The organism is Mycobacterium sp. (genome assembly GCF_052145595.1).
GTDB lineage: Bacteria > Actinomycetota > Actinomycetes > Mycobacteriales > Mycobacteriaceae > Mycobacterium.
The window spans coordinates 1-20,137 of record NZ_JBKQOI010000199.1 but is presented as its reverse complement, the minus strand read 5'-3'; the positions used below and the strand labels follow the sequence as shown (position 1 = coordinate 20,137).

General features: G+C 62.8%; 17 protein-coding genes and 2 pseudogenes. 8 read left to right on the top strand and 11 right to left on the bottom strand.

The window, feature by feature from the left end; translation table 11 throughout:
• Positions 1–7: 7 nt before the first annotated feature.
• The 7 genes from ACLP4W_RS18345 to ACLP4W_RS18315 all read right to left on the bottom strand — a co-directional run bounded on the left by ACLP4W_RS18345 (position 8) and on the right by ACLP4W_RS18315 (position 5,375).
• A protein-coding gene (locus ACLP4W_RS18345; RefSeq protein WP_442388317.1) for an IS3 family transposase occupies positions 8–1,104 on the bottom strand; the annotation gives its coding sequence in 2 pieces (ribosomal slippage) (positions 8–837 and positions 837–1,104; 1,098 coding nt in all).
• 42 nt (positions 1,105–1,146) lie between these two features.
• Entirely contained in the window at positions 1,147–1,344 is a 198-nt protein-coding gene (locus tag ACLP4W_RS18340; protein ID WP_442388315.1) for a hypothetical protein, read from the bottom strand.
• Positions 1,341–1,829, bottom strand: coding sequence for an SDR family NAD(P)-dependent oxidoreductase (locus ACLP4W_RS18335; protein WP_442388314.1), 489 nt, complete (start codon positions 1,827–1,829; stop codon positions 1,341–1,343). The genes ACLP4W_RS18340 and ACLP4W_RS18335 overlap by 4 nt, the downstream gene beginning before the upstream one ends.
• 102 nt (positions 1,830–1,931) lie before the next feature.
• Positions 1,932–2,987 carry an alpha/beta hydrolase gene (locus tag ACLP4W_RS18330; protein WP_442388312.1) on the bottom strand — a complete coding sequence of 352 codons (1,056 nt, stop codon included), beginning with the start codon at positions 2,985–2,987 and terminating at the stop codon, positions 1,932–1,934.
• 393 nt (positions 2,988–3,380) lie between these two features.
• Entirely contained in the window at positions 3,381–3,620 is a 240-nt protein-coding gene (locus ACLP4W_RS18325) for a hypothetical protein (RefSeq protein ID WP_442388310.1), read from the bottom strand.
• Positions 3,621–3,961: 341 nt separating this feature from the next.
• A complete protein-coding gene (locus tag ACLP4W_RS18320) occupies positions 3,962–4,324 on the bottom strand; it encodes a TetR/AcrR family transcriptional regulator (protein ID WP_442388308.1) in 363 nt (120 codons plus the stop codon).
• A gap of 64 nt (positions 4,325–4,388) precedes the next feature.
• Positions 4,389–5,375, bottom strand: a complete 987-nt coding sequence (locus tag ACLP4W_RS18315) for an oxygenase MpaB family protein (protein WP_442388306.1) — start codon at positions 5,373–5,375, stop codon at positions 4,389–4,391.
• A 113-nt stretch (positions 5,376–5,488) separates the two neighbouring features.
• Between ACLP4W_RS18315 and ACLP4W_RS18310 the strand changes: the two genes are divergently transcribed.
• Both ACLP4W_RS18310 and ACLP4W_RS18305 read left to right on the top strand, forming a co-directional pair.
• Entirely contained in the window at positions 5,489–6,133 is a 645-nt protein-coding gene (locus tag ACLP4W_RS18310) for a TetR/AcrR family transcriptional regulator (protein WP_442388304.1), read from the top strand.
• Positions 6,134–6,387: 254 nt separating this feature from the next.
• Positions 6,388–7,524 (top strand): spirocyclase AveC family protein, encoded by a 1,137-nt coding sequence (locus tag ACLP4W_RS18305; protein WP_442388302.1) that lies wholly within the window; start codon positions 6,388–6,390, stop codon positions 7,522–7,524.
• Positions 7,525–8,094: 570 nt separating this feature from the next.
• On the opposite strand, the pseudogene ACLP4W_RS18300 reads toward ACLP4W_RS18305, so the two are convergent.
• Positions 8,095–8,406 (bottom strand): annotated as a pseudogene (locus ACLP4W_RS18300) (cytochrome P450); the annotation flags it as partial.
• A 46-nt stretch (positions 8,407–8,452) separates the two neighbouring features.
• Here ACLP4W_RS18300 and ACLP4W_RS18295 point away from each other — a divergent pair.
• On the top strand, positions 8,453–9,451 hold the full coding sequence (locus ACLP4W_RS18295) for an LLM class flavin-dependent oxidoreductase (protein ID WP_442388300.1): 999 nt from the start codon (positions 8,453–8,455) through the stop codon (positions 9,449–9,451).
• A gap of 423 nt (positions 9,452–9,874) precedes the next feature.
• Positions 9,875–11,104 carry a ParB/RepB/Spo0J family partition protein gene (locus ACLP4W_RS18290; protein WP_442388298.1) on the top strand — a complete coding sequence of 410 codons (1,230 nt, stop codon included), beginning with the start codon at positions 9,875–9,877 and terminating at the stop codon, positions 11,102–11,104.
• A gap of 438 nt (positions 11,105–11,542) precedes the next feature.
• Here ACLP4W_RS18290 and ACLP4W_RS18285 read toward each other — a convergent pair whose 3' ends face one another.
• A complete protein-coding gene (locus ACLP4W_RS18285; protein ID WP_442388297.1) occupies positions 11,543–12,463 on the bottom strand; it encodes a hypothetical protein in 921 nt (306 codons plus the stop codon).
• Between the two features lie 278 nt (positions 12,464–12,741).
• Here ACLP4W_RS18285 and ACLP4W_RS18280 point away from each other — a divergent pair.
• The 4 genes and pseudogenes from ACLP4W_RS18280 to ACLP4W_RS18265 all read left to right on the top strand — a co-directional run.
• Positions 12,742–13,790 (top strand): annotated as a pseudogene (locus ACLP4W_RS18280) (IS3 family transposase); the annotation flags it as partial.
• A 307-nt stretch (positions 13,791–14,097) separates the two neighbouring features.
• Entirely contained in the window at positions 14,098–15,180 is a 1,083-nt protein-coding gene (locus tag ACLP4W_RS18275) for an IS110 family transposase (protein WP_442388295.1), read from the top strand.
• Positions 15,181–15,416: 236 nt separating this feature from the next.
• Complete coding sequence (locus ACLP4W_RS18270; protein WP_442388293.1) at positions 15,417–16,304, top strand: alpha/beta hydrolase; 888 nt, start codon at positions 15,417–15,419, stop codon at positions 16,302–16,304.
• Between the two features lie 71 nt (positions 16,305–16,375).
• The gene (locus ACLP4W_RS18265) at positions 16,376–17,776 is read left to right on the top strand and encodes an arylsulfatase (protein WP_442388292.1); all 1,401 of its coding nucleotides are present in this window, start codon (positions 16,376–16,378) and stop codon (positions 17,774–17,776) included.
• A gap of 176 nt (positions 17,777–17,952) precedes the next feature.
• Here the strand turns inward: ACLP4W_RS18265 and ACLP4W_RS18260 are convergent, their stop codons facing one another.
• Positions 17,953–19,020, bottom strand: a complete 1,068-nt coding sequence (locus tag ACLP4W_RS18260) for a hypothetical protein (RefSeq protein ID WP_442388290.1) — start codon at positions 19,018–19,020, stop codon at positions 17,953–17,955.
• 12 nt (positions 19,021–19,032) lie between these two features.
• On the bottom strand, positions 19,033–20,137 hold a 1,105-nt coding region (locus tag ACLP4W_RS18255), incomplete at its 5' end, for a hypothetical protein (protein WP_442388288.1).

The window sequence follows — 20,137 nt, the reverse complement described above, 5'->3', positions numbered from 1 at the left end:
CGCCGGTCTACGCAACGTCACACAACAGGTCAGCCAACCCCAGAAAACGGTGGCGGTGGTTGTGCTCGTGTTTGAAGTCTCCGATGACTACCCGGGCCTCGAACAGACTGTTCCAGTGGTTGCGGTTGAGGCACTCCTTCCTGAGGCGGTTGTTGAACGATTCGATGTAGCCGTTGTTCCACGGGGTACCGGGCGGGATGTAGGACATTCCGACCTTGCCATCGCAGAACCGTTGCAGCGCTTGAGAAACCAACTCCGGTCCGTTGTCCATCCGGAACACCCTCGGCGGGCCGCCTGCGGCGTCGAACACCACTTCGAGTTCGGCGACGAGCCGCTCGGCGGTGATCGATCTTTCGACCAGGTGCATCAGCGAGCACCGGGTGTGCTCGTCGATCATCGATGCGATCTTGATCGCCTTACCGTCGATCGTGGAGTCGAACTGGAAGTCGATCGCCCACACCACGTTCGGCGCGTCGGCCTGGACCGGCGTCACCGAGGACACCCCGGCCCGTTTGCGCGGACTATGCACCCGCACCTGCAAGCCCTCCTCACGCCACAACCGGTGAACCTTCTTCCTGTTGACCTCACGGCGCTCGTCGTAGCGCAACGCCGCCCACGCACGCCGGAACCCATGGCACGGGTGCTTGGTGGCATACCAGCGCAGCCAGGTCCTCAATTCGGCATCGGGATCGGCAGGGGTCTGCCCCATAGGGAGGCGCCGGTAGGTGGAGCGGGCCAGCCCAACCGCCGTGCACGCCAACCGTTCCGACATGCTCAGTGTGTCCTTGAGCATGTCGACGGCGTGGCGCTTGGCAGCTGGGCCTAAAATTTTCCCTTCGCCACCTCCCGCAGTGCGTCTTTGACGAGTTCGGCCTCGGCCAACAATCGCTTTAATCGGGCGTTCTGCTCGCGCAGTTCCTTGAGTTCTTTGGCGGCCTCCGTGTCCATCCCGCCATAAGCGCGGCGCCAGTTGTACAACGTCGCCGCTGACACTCCCAGCTCGGCAGCGATCTCCTCACCGGTCTTGCCCTCGGCAGCCAACTCGTCCGCCCGCCGCAACTTGCGCACGATGTCCTCCGCGGAATGCCGCTTCCGACCAGCCATGTTTTCATCGTCCCTTCCAGCCCGACATCGGGCCACAGGACTCTAAAACTGGTTGGACTCATTCACCGGGAACACGCCAACCACGCGCGCCCCCTTGCGTCCGTACCGCCCGGCCATCGTTTTGCTGTACCAAATGACGAAATTCTTGCTGAGCACGTAGGCCAGCTGGGGCCGCCTCGCGGATGGCATCAGGTTGCACACCGCCAGCAGCTCTGCGTGGAACCGGTCGATGTCGGTCAAGGACCGCTTGTAGCGGCGTGTGGGGCAACAACGGCCGGAAGCTGGTGTCCGGCGACGGAGGCGACATTAACCAGAGCCATGCCCGGGCGGGCGATGTCGTAGAAAGCGCTGTTGACCAGAACGGTGCCGACGGCATTGATGCGCAAGATCATGTCTGCTGAGCCCATGCTCGGGCTGATGCCGGCGGCGTGAACGACTGAGGTGACAGTTCCGAGCTGTTGAGCGCGCTCGACGAGCTGGCTCACCGATTGGCGATCGGTGATATCGCAGAGAGTCGCTACACAGTCAATCCCGGCGCCCCGAAGCTCGCGTTGGGCGGCGTCAAGGCGATCCTGGCTGACATCGCAGATCAGCACCGCGACCTCTCGACCAAGGACACGCGCCACCGCCAGCCCCATACCGCCAGCTCCGCCAGTCACCACTGCCAACTTCGACATCGCCGATAGGTCCTCCGATTGCGATTCACCCGTATTCAGCGCGTCCACGACGAGCGTGACTCCTCATCGGTGCCCCTGCAAGGCGCAGCGTAGCGGCTGGGTGTGTGATAGCCCTAGGGCGAATGTGGGCGCCGATGGTTGTAGGTGTTTTTATTCCTGGGTGGCAGGGATCCGTTCGCACGATGCGCCTACCGTGCCGCCGCACCCGCGGCTGAGGTGGGCTTGAATGGCCGAGATGGTCGCCGCGACCGCATCGGCGCTGCCGCCGCCGAACGGTGCGAGACTGGCAAAGCCGTGCGTAAGTGCATCGAACTGGCGGTGGTCCACGCTGACACCGGCCGATCGCAGCGCCGCGGCGTATTCGTTGCCCTCGTCGCGCAGGGGATCGAATCCCGCGGTCAGCACCAGAGCCGGCGCCAGACCGGATAGATCGGCGGCCTTCAGTGGCGATACCCGCGCATCGTCGGCTGCGAGGCCAGCTCCGTCCAAATACAGCTCTGTAAACCAATCCATGTCCTGCCTGGACAGGAAGAATCCGTCTGAGAACAAGGTGCGCGACCGGGTCTTCGCTGACAGGTCGAGGACCGGATAGAGCAGTACCTGCAGCGTCGGCTGTCGGATGCCCTCGTCGCGGCTGCGCAGCGCGACCAGTGCCGCCAGGTTTCCACCGGCGCTGTCCCCGCCGACGCCAATGCGGGACGGGTCGGCGCCTAGTTCGGCGGCATGTCCAAGTGCCCATCGATAGGCCGCGACGCAATCGTCGACCGCGGCCGGGGCCTTGTGTTCCGGCGCGAGCCTGTAGTCCACCGACAACACATGAATCGCCGCGTCCCTGCAGATCATCCGGCATAGCCCGTCATGAGATTCGATGTCGCCCACGACGAAACCACCTCCGTGGAAAAACACAAGTAACGGGGCCGGCGCCGCAATAGTCGGCAGGTAGTGCCGTGCCCGCAGGGGGCTGTCGGGACCGGGAATCGTGAGGTCGGCGGTGGGGACGGCGACGTGGGCGCCCATCACCGAGTGCGAGTTCCGCATCAGAGTGCGGGCAACTTCAGGATCGTCAGCAGCCGACAGCCCACCGGTATGTGTGGTTCGTTGGGCGGCCAGTATCAGTTGAACCGTGCTGTCAAGGGTGTTGCCGTCGATGGTGACCCTTTTGCCGCCGGCGAGAAGGCGCTTCAGCCGAAGCGGAATCCATGGCATGACCTTGACACCGATACGAAGCGCCGCGTTGACCACCGAGAGAGAGCGGCTCCTAGGCTTCGTAAGTGCCACAGCTGCCCCTTGTGTCATTCGAGGTCAGTTAGCACCGAAACCCCGGCTATCAGCGAGGCTTCCCTGTCATCGCCTCGCGTGTTTCGCGACTTTCTAAGGGACTGTATCCGGAACATATATTTGGTTCAAACAGGCAGCCTCGGCCCCACGCTTTCTGTGAGGATTCAAGCGACAGGATCGGGCGGTGGTCGCGTTGCTCGATTTGGCAGTCGGCAGGCCCCAGTAATGCCAGTACGTCGGTGCCCTCGCCGTCTTTGCCCCGGCCGCCGGTACCGGATCGCCCACGCGAAATGTTCGCCACGAACGTGGCCACTGCGAGGCTCACGACGGTTTCTTGTTCTCGCCGCGCGGGATGTGTGTGGACGACGCCGACTTGTTCTGCGCGGCATGGAATTTCGCCAGGACCTTTCGGGGTACAAGGCTGCCGAAAACCAGGGGCGGGTCGGCGATGGACGCGTCACTTTGCGCGAGCGCCAACGAGGCACCCGCTGCCGAGGTCTCCCAGGCGTCGACGGTGCTGCGTGAAAAGTGCAGCCACTTGGACAGGTATGAGCGCCTCATTGATCATCACGCCCGCGGGATTTCGACGGCGAGATATCGCCGCGCGAGCTTGCCCATGATGTCCGGCTCAAGGCTTCCGGCAGCGATCAACAGGCTTGCCCGGTTAAAGCCGCCAGGCGCTGAAGTGGGCTATCACCCGGATCGACGAAGATCGTCTGGCCATGGGTCCACGCGGATCGCTCCGCAGTGGCGGGCTCGACGGCGACCGGCTGCCCAGCCAGTGCAGGTGCGAAAAGCTGCAGTCGCTCAAGCCCCGTTGGTTGCGGTGTCTCAGTCACGTGAGCGCTCCCCCGCCGCCCCGCTCGCCGCGACACAATTCGGCGATCGGCGATGCCGCCGATTCAGCTGTCTCGGGCGATGTCCACCGCGTGGATGCTGCCGACGGTTTGCACGACGTCGCCGGGTATCCATAGCGCATCGAATGTCGAACGCCGGCCCGGCCGATCGAGCCGGGCCTGGGCGTCCTCACCGACGCGCGTCAGATCGGCCTGATAGCGCTTGACGAGCTCGATTAGCAGGTCGTCTTTTGAATCGAAGTGGTGGGAGAGAGCGCAGAAGGATTTTCCGCTCGATTGGGCAATCTGGCGCATGGTGATACGCACCCCGCGCGACGCGATGACTTCCGATGAGGATCTCAGTATTTCGGTTCGCGGATCGTGCTCGCGCTTAGCTTTTGCAGGCCCGAGTTCGACGTCATCAGTCACGGCGTTCCCAGTTGAGACGGGTCAGCATTGGGCCACCCGCAGCCCGCCCATCGGGCGCAAACGTTCAGCGGCCGCAAGGCGAGACTGCTCCTGGCACGAACGACGGCAACTCAATGCTCTTGTGCCGCGCAACGATTCGCTCGTACTCGCGACGGTTGCGAGTCAGCGGTGTGTCGGTGAAACGCCTGGGTAGGCGTCGGTACGCCACCCGCAGCACCCGCGACAGCGCGGAAAACGCCATGTCGTGTCGACGGGTCCATCGCATCGGCACCAGTGCTCTCACCTCAGGGTGCATGATCCCGAAACCCAGGACCGTAACCAGGCGCCCCGCTAGCGGTCCCACCAGCGAGAAGACCGGCTCCCATGCCCGTGACCAGTGCTCAGGGCGCTTCGGGTGCAATGTGGCGTCCATGACGATATCCAGGGCCTCGGTGTGGGTGAGAACTTCAGCCACGATGCGGTCGTAGTAGGCGCACATCTCGTCGTAGTTTTCGACCAGCTGCCTTGCCCGACCTGGCATCTGGAGGCCAGCTGTCATTGTCCGAAACCGGTCCCAGATCTCCTGGTTCCCCGCCGGGGTGAGCTTCTCGCCGGTGACCGTCATAAAGACGCCGCGGTGCATGAAAAAGATGCTGTAGAGGTTCCAATTCCAAGGTTCTGGGCTCATGGCGCTGTACCGGACGCCGTCGGGCTGAACGCCTTTGACGTCGCGATGCAGCTCGACCAGACGCTGCATCTCCTCGGCCCGATCCGCGCTATGGGCGAAAAACGCGAGCTGATCCGCCGCCGCGGTGCGTCGCGCGCGACCGAGCGGGTTGTCGCGGATCCGCGCAGTATCGACCAGCGATGCCGACACTGCCGGGTGCATCATCTCGTCGAACAGAGCCGGGGCGAACATCGCCACGAATTTGGAGCCGGCGACTTCTTCGAAGCGGTCACCGACAGATGACCCCGCGGCACGCACGGAGCGGTCGTGCACCGGGCACAGAGTGGTGGCCGAAGGGGTCAGCGCCTCAACGGTCACCGGGACGTCCACAGACTCGACGGACACGGCCTCTCCCTCACAGACCCGTTTCTGGTGCATGGCTGCACCAGAACTAATGTGGTGCCAGACTGCACCAGAAAGCTGTCCGGGTCAAGAGGGAATCAGGGACAATAAGCCCTATGGCAACCGCGAGCCGCACCTACGGCGGCGTGACCGTCGACCAACGGCGGGCCACTCGCCGCGCCGCCCTCATCGAGGCCGCACTCGATCTATTTGGCGAGGATGGTGCGCAGGCGGTGTCCAAACGGGCCGTATGCGCCCGCGCGAAGTTGAACGACCGCTACTTCTACGAGCATTTCACCGACTCCGACACGCTGCTTGAAGCGATCGTGCGAGACCTCACCGCTGGCGGCCTGGAGGCGGTGGGTGCGGCGACCCAAGGCGCCCCACCGGACCTACGCGCCCAGGTACACGCCACCGCCGACGCCGCCCTCGACTACCTCGTCGCAGACCCGCGCCGAGGTCGACTGTTGCTTTCCACCCACACCTCAGGCGTTCTGCAGCGCGCACGCGTTGAAAGCGCCCGCGCGATCGCAGACGCCATGTCCACGATGATCCAAGAACTGCTGGGCTCGGCCGCGGCAAGCAAGCTCGACACCGACATGGCCGCATTCGCGCTCGTCAGCGGGGCAATGGAAATCGTGGCCGGCTGGCTTCGGGGCGAATTCGACACCAGCCGCGAGCACGTCGCAGATTTGATCGCGGGACTACTGCTGGCCACTGCGGACGTGTCAACCGGGCTGCACACCCCCGCCGATTCCTGACGCTGGCGTTCTCACTTCACCTGATCCGGCGGGCCCAACACAGCCGGACGCCACGGTGTTGCGGTAGCCCGGCAGCGCCGGCTGCGCGGTCACTCGATTTTCCCTCCGCCGCATCCTTGACCGATCGGCCCGTTTGGTGCACCCTGACTCCAGATCATTTCTGGTGCCGACCGGCACCAGAAATGGCGGGAAACGGACTCGATCGGCCGCATCGACAAAGGTGGAGGTCGGCCCCGTATCAGTCAGGAGAGCCAATGACCGCACACCCCAGCGCTAAGCCGGCCAACTCACCGCACGCCGAACCGCCTCGCGCGTCGACCGGCAGCAGTATCTGGAAGTGGGTGTGGACCGCGCTGGGCGTCTTCGTGATCGTGGCTGTCTGGTGGAACGTCCGGAATTTCCCCGACGCGCGAGTCGGCAACCCGGCGGTAACAGGCACACCACGGCCCTTCAGGCCGCTGTTGGGCTACCAGCACTGGATCCCCGTCCTACAAATCTTCACCCTCATCGCGGTGATCGGGCTCATCGTGGCGGCCGTCTGGGGATGGCGTCGCTTCGGACCGCACCCCTACATCCTGATGGGCATCGTCACCACGATCATCATCTGGCAGGACCCCATCATGAACTGGGCGCCCTACGCGGTCTACGACCCGCGGCTATGGCACTGGCCCGAGTCATGGCCGCTGGTCTCGCTCGCGCCCACGGTCGAACCGTTCGTCGTCCTCGGCTACGTGATGTTCCAGTTCGGCCCGTACTTCCCGGCGGCCTGGGCGTTACGCAAGATTCAAGCCCGCCAGCCGCACGACTCCTTCGTGTGGCGCCACCCGTTGATCAGCCTCGGTGTTCTGATCTTCATCATCGGCTTTGTCATCGACATGATTCTCGAAGTCACGATGATCCACACCGGGTTGTACATGTACTCCCAGGTGATCCCATTCGGTTCGATCTTTGTGGGCACGCCACACCAGTTTCCGCTGCTCTGGGAATCGTCGCTGGTCACCCTCGTCATGATTCCTGCGGGAGTGCTCGTCTACCGGGATGACACCGGACGCACGGTGTCCGAGAAACTGGCCCAGCGGGCCCGCATCTTCGCGGGCCGACCCGCGCTCGGGTCGTTCATGGTCATGCTCATCATCGTCAACGTGTTCTATCTGTTTTACGGGCTCGCTTTTGCCTCCTTCAAGTGGACCAGGATCTCGACATCTGTTGCATGCCCGTGGCCCTATCCCGAAGCGAAAGTCTATGACCCGCAGGGATACTACGAACAGAACGGTGCGCAAGGCCCGTATTCGGTAGGTATTTGGTCGAATTGGGAAATGGCCCAACCGCACGGGCGTCCCACGGTGACACTTGGCTCCGTCAGTGATCGCTGCGCACCGGCCAAACAATGAACTGCTGACATCGGCTAGGCAGCGTCACGGTACGGGCAACGCTGCCTAGGCGATCGCGCGACTGCGCCTGCGTACTCGCGATCGCGGGTTCGAAGCCGCGTTTCGAAAGGGGCATGACATGCCAGCACTCGTCTTAATCAGCGCCCACTTTAGGCTGATCCCGTGCTTCGGCCCGGCAGCGCGCCGCGGGGCTCGTCAAGAGCCCAAGCATTTACCTCCGGGACTGCCGCCACTGACGACGCCGACTAGCAACGGAGGCGAAACCTGCTTGACGCCGAGGAATGCCGATAATGACCAATTACGTCATCGCGAACCGTGTTTATTGCGGTGGTGAAACTGCCGGCGGGGTGATGCGCCGCACATGCGGCCCGCCGTGCAGCTGCGTACAGCGATTGCTCATGGCCGGGCCAGATGCGGCATTGGCACGGGACTGCGGACCGCACCAAGCAATCGACTCGGGAAGCAATCGACTCGGGCCCGAACGACTGCCCTAAGTTGACCATAGTCTTTATTAGCGGTAGCTAAAGGCTGCGAGTTACTTTGTATCACAACATTATTCGGTGCTCATGTTTAGCTCGCAAGTCGCGTCTCGAATTCAATGGGAAGCGTTGTCGGGCCAGAAATCCTAGTGATCGGCTTCCATGGCGCGGGGCCGACGCGGCGGGGGCTCGGCATATGCTGGGTGATCACGCGCAGCGCCTCGATGAGTTCGAGTCGTGCCAGATGTGCACCGAGCAGTAGTGCGCGCCGCGCCGACGGTCATGACGGCCGGCGGCGCGGTGCGGGTGATGTCGAGATGGTCCGGGGCGTCGTACATTGACGGGTTACGGTGGCCGACGCTGTGTTGGCGATGACGCATGTGCCTGCTGGTATGAGGACGCCCCGCTCGTCAAAGGCGCTCGTGTAGTGAGTTGCTATGTTGCCAACCATGTTGACCTTCGGCTACCTCTACGACTTTCGTAACCCGCCACAGTGGTACCGGCGCCCGGCAGAGCTCTACGCCGAAACCCTCGACATCATCGCCGGCACTGAGGCCTTGGGGTTTACCGGTGCCTGGCTTCCCGAACATCACCTCGCCGACGACGGCTACATGCCCTCACCGCTGGTGACGCTGGCGGCAGTGGCGGCGCGCACCACGAGCATGCGGATCGGCACGGCCGTCGCACTGGCCCCGCTGCACCACCCGGTTCGCTTCGCGCAGGACTGTGCACTGCTGGACACCTTGTCCGATGGCCGGCTCGACATTGGCCTTGCGATCGGCTACCGCCGGCGCGAGACCGCCGCATTCGGGATCGATTTCACAAGGCGTGGAGCACTTTTCGACGAGTTCCTGCAGATAATCGGCAGGCTCTGGGCTGGCGAAACGGTCGACTTCGACGGGACCTATTTCCAGATTGCCGGCGCCAAACTGATGCCGCCCGCGCCACGCGGCCACATCCCGCTCTACATCGGCGGCTTCGCCGGAAAAGCCGTGCAACGCGTCGCCACCTACGGGGACGGCTATCTCGGTACCGCCGAGGTCTGCGGCCTATACGTCGACAAGCTCCGCGAGCTCGGTAGGGATCCTGCCGCCGCCCGCCTGCGCATCACCGCGCTGACCACTGTGGTCGCCCGCGATCCCGAGCAGGCGATGGCGGAACTCGCACCGCACTACCTGCACATCAACAACAGCTACGGGCAGTGGAATAACGAGGACAACGCACTCGGCATGGCAGGAATGCGGCCGATGAGCCTCGAGCAGTACAAGGCCAGCGGCGAGCTGCAGATCCTGACACCAGAGCAAGCGATCGCCATGCTGACGGACCTGGATCAGCGGACGCCGCTCGAGCACTACATTATGTTGGCGCCGCCGGGCTTGCCGGCCGACCGCTTCATGGCCTATGCGGAGGTCTTCGCCACCGACGTGCTGCCGGCCTTCGCCCGATGAGCGTGGGACCGCTACAGTGCACCACCCCACAACTCGCAACGCATAAATACGCACCGTTACCAGTTTTGCTACGTAGCTGTTACGGGCTGATCAAATGGCGAGCCGTGCTTGGGCTCGGCCGTACGCTGCCGGGAAAGCAATCGCGAATAGCGGCCGTTTCCCACGAAGTGGCTTTTGTGGCGCGTGCCCGCACAGAACTGCGGCCTGGTTCCTGAGTCGACCTGGGACCCGTGAGCTGGAGCCGACTTGGACGGCGTTGCGGCAACTTGGAAGCGGGAATCCGATCTCCTTCGCACCCACGGCGTGTTTACCGCACTCCCCCGCCCGCTGCAGCCGGCCGGTCTGACCGAATACGACCGATCCGAATATGCAGGGTTACCAGTAAAGTACGCTAAGTTCGTTATACCTTGTGCCGCACCATGGATGATCGACGCAGGGATGTCGGTGACCAAGGTGGCCAAGCGGTTGTCCGTCGCCAAGGACGCCGTAAAGGCTGCGCACACCGCCGCGCAGTCAACGACCGCCATGGACGCCTTGGCCAGCGGCCAGCTCAGCCTGGTCGAAGCAGCCGCGATCACCGAGTTCGAGGACATGCCCGGCGCGCTTGAGCGGCTGATGAGCTCGGCTGGAAGGGGCTGGTTCGAGCACACGGTCGCCCAGCTCCGTCAAGAACGCGCCACCGCCCAGGTCCGAGCCCAGGCAGTCCAGGTCTACACCGACAAGGGGTTCACCGTCCTTGAGCACCGGCCCGAGTCGTGGGACGCGGCCTGCATACCGCTGCATCACCTGGTGACCGGCGAGGGCGACGAGGCCGACGACAACGCTGTCACCAACCCCGCCCACTGGGCTGTGTTGCTCTCTGAGGACACCGCACTGTGCGACGTGGAAACCGGCGACGCTGTAGATGAAGAGACCGTGGACTGGGAGACCGAAGACCAGCCAGACGCCGAGCCTGCCGAGGGGTTGTGCCACGCCAACTCGGTCACCGAGACAGCGGTGTTCGTCCCCGATTACGACTGCCTCGACTACCGTGCCGCAGGCCTGACGCCGCAGAGCTGGTTCGCGCGGCAGGCGGGCATGGTGGACACCGACACCGGCGAAGCGGTCGACTTGGACGACGAGGCACGCGAGGCGGCACGTCAGCAGGCCGCGATCGAGCGGGCCGAGACCGAGAAGCGTGAGCGCCGGAAAGTGTTGGCTCTCAACAAGCTCGGTGACGCGGCCCTCAATGTGCGGCGCGAGTTCGTCAAGAAGCTGTTGGCGCACAAGACGCCTCCCAAGGGCGCTGCCATGTTCATCGCTGACTGCTTGTCTCGTGACAGCTACTTGCTGACCAATCACAACGCGTTGGACACGACTGCTGAACTGCTGGGAGTGGACAGCGGCCAGGCCGTGGCCAAGCTGGTGGCCGACCTGCCCGCCAACGGCGACGGGCGCGCTCAGGTGATCACGTTGGCCCTGATGCTCGGTGCGCTCGAATCGCGGACCCCTAAGGATGCCTGGCGCAACAGCGCGGGCGGGTGGGGCCACCACGTCGGCAGCGGCGAGTACCTGCGTTGGCTCGCGGACAACGACTATCCGCTGGCTCCCGTCGAGGAAGTCGTGACCAGGGCCAAGGATTCTGAAGGGGTCTATTCAGAATGCTGCAGCTAGAGCCGCTGAGCACTGTGCCGTGCAATGTATCGCACAGTGCCGCCACCGCCCGTAACGCGGTGCGTTCCGGCGTACGTTGCGAGGATCCGCGGGATACAGGCCGCTATTCATCTTCGTCGGCATAGCGAGCGCAAAGGCTCTCAATCTCGCGAGTGATCGACGCCCTGGCGGCCTGGAAGACGCTGCGCCGGCACGATGGCCACGTCGAAGATGAAGCCTATTCAGCTTGGGAAGTCGATTCGAGGCGTCCATGCGCATCTCAGGGCATTCGACGCGAGCATCAACGTGTCCTTGGGTGTCCACGTCTGTCCGCCTATGTGGCTCGACCTTGTGGCACCGTCGTGACACCGGTGCGATTCGCGGACTAGCCGGCCTCGGCGACCTGCGGATGGGAAAGCGTGAGGCAGACGTTGTCAGTCGTCGCGGCGACAGAACTAATCAAATGCTTGTCAGAGGATGTCTGGCGTAAGGGTTGTCGATGCGCTCTGTGAACGAGCCGTATACATCTCGTCCGTCGATCTGGTGGAGCACCGTCGAGTCCAAGCGCACTTGAGATATTTTGGAGTTGTTTCGCATGACTGCGAGAAGATCATCTCGAAGGTGTGCCATGGAATCGCCGTTAACGTCGTTTACAGTCTCCGATATATCAATGGACACTATGGCTGGGTAACGACCGGAAAGTTGCCCTATTGAAGACTTCAATGATTTTACGATGCCTTTGACTCTGTCTTGCCGAACTTCGCAGCCAACGGACAGATTGATAAATCGCCCCAAAATTGGGCCGTCGGGATTTATCACTACGCCCTCAGTGGAGCGTTGATCGAACTTCGACTGCCCTTGCTCTCGGGGTAGGAACAGGCCGTCAGGACCGTCACCCATCGCAAATGTCTCGAACTGAGCCGAATACTCCCCGGTCAATGCCTCGCTAAATTTCCTCAGCTTAGGGTCATTTAGCGCCTGTCTCGCGGTTGCAACGACACGGTCGATTGGGGGGCGACTGGGCTCCTTGTGGAACACGATTTCTATTGCAAGCAGGGAGTGCGGCACTTTGTCATGGAATACAGATCGGAGGCGTCGAGACAGGATTCCGTATAGTTCATATCGCTGCCTATCCCGGCCGCTGATTCTGCACTTATGTTTGCACTCGACTTCGATGCCGTCATCGATGAGCATGTCAGGCGTACGACTTCCGGCCTCGGGGATGAATAGCACACGACGGCCTTCTGCTATGAAGGCGGCAGCAATTCGAATTTCGTGGATGGCGCTGGCGACTCGTTCTGCATCGTCGAGGCGTAAATCGCTGATGCGTGTCTCAACGTTCATCACCCCGGCGTTCTGGATCACCTCGATGTTCCACATCAGCTCGCCGATTTGGAGTAGCTGCTGTGAGAGGTGGAGAGTTTCTGGCGTTGCGGTTTGGTAGCTATGAAGCCAAGACGCAATAAGGTGCACAGTTCGATGCGGCTTCGGAGCGTGTTCGATCAGCCACTCAGGACCCATCAGTTCGATTAACGACTCCGCCCAAGCTACGTAAGTTTCCGCTGAGTAGTAGTTGGGTGGCCTGACCCCCGTTGGTTGATCCAGGCTTTGTGAGAGTCTTGCGGCCCGTGTTGTGGGCAGGAAGGCTCGGCAGGATCATGGCGACAAGGAAGAGGCACAGCGCAGAGCAGATTGTGCGCAAGCTGATGGCGGCCGATCGGCTGCTGGCGGAGGGCCACGACATCGCGGCGGTGTGCCGAGAGCTGAATGTCTCTGAGGCGACCTATCACCGCTGGCGTAGCCAGTTCGGCGGGCTGAAGGCCGAGGACGCCAAACGTCTCAAAGATCTCGAACGCGAGAACTCCACCCTCAAGCGACTGTTGGCTGATGCCGAGCTGGAGAAGGCCGCCTTGAAGGAGATCGCGAACGGAAACTTCTAAGCCCGGAACGACGGCGGGCAGCCGTTCATCACCTCCAGCGCGTGTTGGGGGTCAGCGAACGGTTCGCCTGCCGCGTGACCGGGCAGCACCGCGCCACCCAACGCCACAAGGCCGCCTCCACTACGCCGGAAGATCCCGATGCTGCGTTGCGGTCCTGGCTGCGCCAGTACGCCAAGGACCATCCAAGGCGTGGGTTCCGGCCGGCCTATCACGATGCCCGCGCCGAGGGATGGATTGTGAATCACAAAAAGATCCAACGGCTTTGGCGCGAAGAGGGCTTGCGGGTGCCGCAACGGCGCAGACGCAAACGCCACGGCACCTCCACCGCGCCGGACACCGCAGTCGCCGAAGCCCCCAACCGGGTGTGGGCCGTGGACTTCCAGTTCGACGTCACCACCGACGGACGGCCGATCAAAATCGTGTCGATCATCGATGAACATACCCGCGAATGCCTGGGCGGACTGGTCGAGCGCAGCATCACCGGCGAGCACCTGATCGCCGAGCTGGACCGCTTGGCCGCCGAACGGGCCACCTACCCGGCTGTCCTGCGGTGTGACAACGGACCCGAATTAGCCTGCAGCGCAATGGTCGACTGGGCAGCCGGACAGGTCGGTCTGCATTTCATTCCGCCCGGTGAGCCCTGGCGCAATGGCTACGTCGAATCCTTTAACGCCCGCATCCGCGACGAATGCCTCAACATCAACAGCTTCTGGTCACTGACCCAAGCGCGGGTAGTCATCAGCGACTGGAAGCACGACTACAACCACTGTGAGTCTTCGAGTGGCTGGTCTGGGACTGGCTGGCAGGGTTAGCGGCGGTCGCCTCGCCTCGGAGTTGTGACTCTTACAATCATTCGCCCCATGGGTGCGTTTCGGTGGACTTGTCCGGCGCCGGGGCGGGCGGCCGACGCTGACCCGGCTCCACCTCGGTGACTTGATCAGAAGACTGCCCGTCCCCGCCGAAGGGCGGATCGTGGCTCATCACAGTGCTGCCCCGAAGTGACTTCCATCCAGGGCCGGCGCCGGCCGCGTTGGCGGCCGGATCTGCCCCGCCTCTGGAAGGAAGCCCGCCACCGTGACCATCGTTGCGCATGCCCACCCGTTCGTCATCGGAGTGGACACCCACGCCCGCACTCACACTCTTGCCGTTTTGGTAGCTGCTACTGGCGAACTGGTCGCCACCAAACAGTTCCCTGCCACTGATGCGGGCATGGACCGAGCTATCGCCTGGGCCGCGCGCCGCACCGATGGCGAGTTGGCCACCTTGTGGGTCATCGAAGGCGTCGCCACCTACGGTGCCCAACTGGCTTCAGCGGTGAAGCGAGCCGGCTTCGAGGTCGTGGAGGCGGCTCGGATGGACGCGCGGGCTCATCGCGGTACCGGCAAGTCTGATCCCATCGACGCCCGCAGGATCGCAGCCGCGGTCTTGTCCCTTGAGCCTGAGCAGCTGCGCCGGCCGCGAAGCGACGACGGTATCCGGGCTGCATTGCGGGTTTTGGTTACCGCCCGTGCGCACATGACGACCGAACGCACCGCGGCCGTCAACGCGCTCACCGCTTTGCTTCGGATGGCCGCCCTGGGTATCGACGCCCGTAAGCCGTTGACCGCCAGCCAGATTGGTGAGGTCGCCCGCTGGCGCACCCGGGTTGAAGATCTCGCCACGACCACCGCCCGCGCCGAGGCAGTCCGGCTGGGCAAGCGCGTGGTCGATCTCAGCGAGGAACTCGGGGCCAACCAGGCGCAGATGATCGATCTCATCCGCGCCAGCAAGGCCGCTGTATTGCTGGACAAGACCGGCATCGGCCCAGTCACCGTCGCGGTCGTCTACACCGCCTGGTCGCACGCCGGCCGGGTCCGTTCCGAAGCGGCCTTCGCCGCTTTAGCTGGCGTCAATCCGATCCCTGCATCTTCGGGAAACACCATCCGACACCGACTCAACCGCGGTGGCGACAGGCGTCTCAACCGTGCCCTGCACATGGCCGTCATCACCCGCATGACCCACGACCCCGACACCCGGGCCTACGTCGAACGGCGCCGCGCAGAAGGACGCACCACCAAAGAGATCCGGCGCTGCCTCAAGCGCTACCTAGCCCGCCAGCTCTACCGGACCCTCGAAAGTCTCCACGCCGAACACGACGCCCAGCCGCAGGCCGCTTGACAAGACATAGAAGAGTCCACCTCACTCTGCGCTCGGCTACCAGCCCCCGGCCCGCTACGCGGAAACCTGTACCCACGGACCGACACGTTTTGCTCACTGGGGACCGGTACTCGGTTCCGGTCACCGACCTGGGGGCAGCCTCTTTTGACGGTTGTGCAACATCGATGGGCGGCGAAGACTAGCTTCCGAAGCGCGCTGCTCGCGCACTCCGTGAACTGCCGAGAGGTGTGCCTGCGATGGCAAGTCCGCAATTGCAGCAGGTGATCGAGGCGATCAAGAGTTTGGCCGGGATGGCCTCGGGCTCCAGTATCGAGGAGCTGCGCGCGACCAACGAGCAGATGGCGCGACCCGCGGAACCCGATATCACCAGCGAACCCATCGTCGCCAACGGCGTCAACGCGGCATGGATCAGCGCGCCGGGCGCGCCGGACGATCGAGCGGTGCTCTACCTGCATGGCGGCGGCTACATCATGGGGTCGCTGAACACCCACCGCGACATGATGGGCCGCATCTCGCGCGCCGCGCAGACCCGCGTGCTGGGCCTGGACTACCGCCTGGCACCCGAACATCCATTTCCGGCCGCAGTCGACGACACCGTTGCCGGCTACCGCTTCCTGCTCGACCAGGGGCTGCCGTCGGCACGGCTCGCGATCGCCGGGGATTCAGCGGGCGGCGCATTGACGCTCGCGGCGCTGGTTGCGGGCCGAGATGCCGGATTCCCGATGCCGGCGGCCGCGGTGTGCCTATCACCGTTCCTCGACTTGGAGGGCACCGGCGAGTCGATCACCACCCGCGCGAACGTCGATCCTATCGCCACGCCCGAGGTCATCGACGTGTGGGCGAAGGCCTACCTAGCCGGCGCAGATCCACGCACCCCGCTGGCCAATCCGCTGTATGCCGATCTTGCGGGACTGCCACCGCTGCTGATCCAGGTCGGCGATCACGAGGTCCTGCTGGACGACTCCACCCGCCTCGCAGAACGCGCCCAAGCAGCCGGAGTCCAAGTCAAACTGGAAATCTGGCGAGAGATGATTCACCGCTGGCACAGCTACGCCGCCGTCCTGCCCGAAGGCCAGCAAGCGATCGAGGACATCGGCGCATTCCTTCGCGAGCAGATTCCCTAGCACGCCCACGGTGCTGTCCTACAGGCGTTCGCTGAGCGTCGAAGGTAAGAACCACGCCAGGAGGTTGACCGATGAACCCAGACGACCTTCCGGTTGAGCAGCAGGCATCAGGCTCGACGGGACGCCCCAACATTCTTTACGTCCACATCGACAACCTCGGCATGGGCGAGCTGGGTTGCTACGGCGGCGGCATCCTGCGCGGCGCAGACACCGCGCGGCTAGACCGCTTCGCCGGCGAAGGACTGCAGCTGCTCAATTTCGCGCCCGAAGCCCAGTGCACGCCGACCCGTTCAGCATTGCTGACCGGCCGCTACGCCATCCGCTCCGGCAACGGCTCGGTACAACTGCCCGGGCTGCCCGGCGGTTTGGTGGCCTGGGAGCAGACCATGGGCGACATCCTGTCCGACGCCGGTTACGCCACCGCGATCTATGGCAAGTGGCACGTCGGCGACGAGCCCGGGCGCTACCCGACCGACCACGGGTTTGACGAGTGGTACGGCATCCCGCACAGCTACGACGAATGCCTGTGGCCCGACGATCCGCTCTACGACCCCGACCGCGACTCCATGTCCTATGTCGTCGCGAGCACCAAAGGCGGTCCGGTCGAGAACCTCGAGCAGCTGACCCTGCAGGTCCGCCGCGACATCGACCGCGAATACCTCACCCGCGCAGACAATTTCATCCGGCGCAGCGTCACAGCCGATAAGCCGTTCTACGTCTACTTCAATCACTCGATGCTGCACCTGCCGACGGTGCCCCGCGAGGAATTCAAGGGCACCAGCGGTGCCGGCGACTGGGCCGACTGCCTGCTGGAAATGGACGCCGACTTCGGGACACTGTTGGACCTGCTCGACGAACTGGGCATCGCCGACAAAACCATCGTCGTGTTCGCCGGCGACAACGGGCCTGAGGACACCCTGCCGTGGCGAGGAACCGCCGGCTTCTGGGAAGGCTCCTATTTCACCGGCATGGAAGGCTCGCTACGCACACCGTGTCTAATCCGCTGGCCGGGCCACGTCGCCCCCGGACGGGTCAGCAACGAGATAGTCCACGTCACCGACATGTTCACCACCCTGCTCGGCTGGGCTGGCTGTGGTGCGCCCAATGACCGGGTCATCGACGGAGTTGATCAGGACTCGTTCTTCCGCGGCGTCCAGAACGAGTCCAACCGGCAGGGATTCCTGTTCTGGAACGGCGACAAGCTCTACGGCGTCAAGTGGCAGAACTTCAAAACCGTCTTCGTCGAGCAGCGCTACTTCTCCGACGCCTCACCGCCCTACGCCAACCCGCGCATCATCAACTTGCTCACCGACCCCAAAGAACGCGAACCCGTCGACTCCCCACACCTGCACACCTGGGTCGTGGCCCACTTCACCCGACTCATCGCCCAGTTCCAGGCCAGCGTGAAACGCGAACCGCTCATCCCGTTCGGCGCACCGCTCGACTTCGTCCCCGCACCCCACGCGGAATGACATCACCTGTCCAACAGAACGACAAGCAACCAAAGTAAGGCAAAAGCCCACAGCCACAGATTGACTCGGCCAGTACGCGCTAGGGTGTTGCGCACCACCCATCACCGACTCTCACTGAGTACGGATCAGTTCAAGGGGTCCGGCCAAGGGAGCGTGCCACCACAGCGCAAGGCGAACTAGTCACCCGTTTGCGGACCGCTAAACTTCGCGGGCCAACCCTCCCCGTCGACACGTAGTACTGCGTCTCTTAGTGCTTCTAGATCGCCGCGCACCTTCAAGGCCGTCCCGTAGTAGTTGGTAACCGGTTGATGCCCAAAGAAGTTACCGGAGCTTGGACCAGCAAGTAGCTTGGTGTCTAACTCCTCCTTTGGCAGCTGTGCGTCGTATAGCACCGCGGCACGCGCGGCAAGCATGCTGTCGAGCGAATTTCGAGTCTTGACGTGGTGCACGTCAAAGAACTCCGTCAATGGGTTGACTGTATCCGAGAGCCTATGACTCAACTCAGCATCGACGTCAGTGTTGAACCACTGCAGGTTGCGCTCAAACCTCTGCAGGCGGACATACTGATCAACTGTGGTCCAGTTGGTGCGAACACCGGCCCACTGAACTTGGAAGCTGTGATCGCTACCAACCCTATTGAATACCTCGTTGATCTGAGCCATGAACTCTTCCACGTTCGCGGCTAGGTAGCGCTGAAACTCATCTGTCTCTTCAGTGGTCGTTCCGCGTTGCCGCACGCCCACAACTGATCCTGATTTGTAGGGTTCACGTCGCAGACCGCGTGTCCGGTATGCGACGTACTCCTCGTAGATATCGTTGTGAATCCTTTGGACTAGGTCTGCGCTTACACTCAGGCCATCTAGCCTTTCGTCGCTACAGAGATCAAAGACAGAGTCTTTGAAGCGATTCCATGCTTGCAGTGAAGTGGCATTGACGCGTTTCAACGCTTCCGCGTCTTCGCGCTGTCCGACGAAGGTAGCCAAGATCACTAGAGCGATGGGTACGCCAATGAAGAATCCAGTGATGGCCGCAAGGATGTTGGGTATGTAGGCGTGACTGTGGAACCACTCAGCGTTGAACTGTTTCAACCAATTTGGCTTTGGGTCCCAACTGCCTAGCGTTACATTGACCCCCATGTCGGTGAGCGAGAACCCGATGAGCAACAGCAGCCCAACAACGAAGGACGCGATCAGCAGCCGGCGTGTGAAGGGCTGAAAGTTGTTGAAAGTATCGCGAACGCCCATGAATAAGCCCAATCACTCAAGCCAGTAGTGCTTGCCAACAGGCAGCTTCCCGGCAAGGCGATCGGCCTTGTTCTGCGGTCGCAGTTGGTACGTAAGGCCGTAGTGGTGCAATGGGTAGTCCCACGTGAAGTTGATGCGCTTTTCCACGCCCTCCAGTTCCCACCCGATGGAGGTTGGCCGCTGCAACGATCCGCGTAGGTCATTGCCAGGATTGTCCCACTCCGGCTTCCCGCGCCCTGGATCAAACAGCGTCAAACCAAAGCTCATGTGAGCCAAATCAACTAATCCGCCGCCCATCCAAGTGAGATCCTTGTGTACGAAAGGCCGAACGCCCCACCAATGACTGTTGACGACATCTATAGGCTGAAACGGCACGGCCCGAAAGTCTCTGCTTCGCGTTTCGCCTGGCACCGCCATGCCCCACTCGGACGGCCATGCCGCGCGGTTAAGCAATAGATCAATCGCCTCTGTCGGAAACGTGACGGTGCGGTCCTGCTGTTCCTCGAAGTGTCCTGTCACAGCGTGATTCAGGAACAACTTCAGCACCCACCGCTGCATATCGTCGCCGGAAATGGTGATCTCTTCGGCTTCACCCCACTCGCCAGCTCCGGCATCGTACTGTAAAGCGTTGCGGCGCAGAAATGTTGCGAACGCTAGCGCGGCGTCATCTGCAGGACTTAGGGCCGTGTTGTGCTTCTGGCACAGAATGTTCGCCTTGAAGTTCTTAGCCGTGACGGGGTGACCGATACCCTTGCCGGTTTTGTGTTGCACCGTGAACAAGGGATCGTTGTTCCCGTACAGCTTGATCAATCCATGCGACACATAGTGTTCACCGGAAATGGTGCTGGAGCATCCACCGCGCGTGTTCGCGTAGCACTTGGGGTGCTTGTAGTCGTCGGGTACCTCTGCCATTCCTGTCTCCTTCGCCAGCCACGGTATCAAACAGGTGTTCGATTCCGCGTGCAGTTTTAGACGCGCGACAGCAGCGTGGGCGCAATCTGGCAACGTGCGGTAGAGGCCGTTGCAGCCGCCAACGGATCGCCCAGCCATTTCTGCCCAGGTCAGAGTAGGTGCTTGGAGCCGCATAAGGATCGCTGCGGAATATTGCAGCAGATGC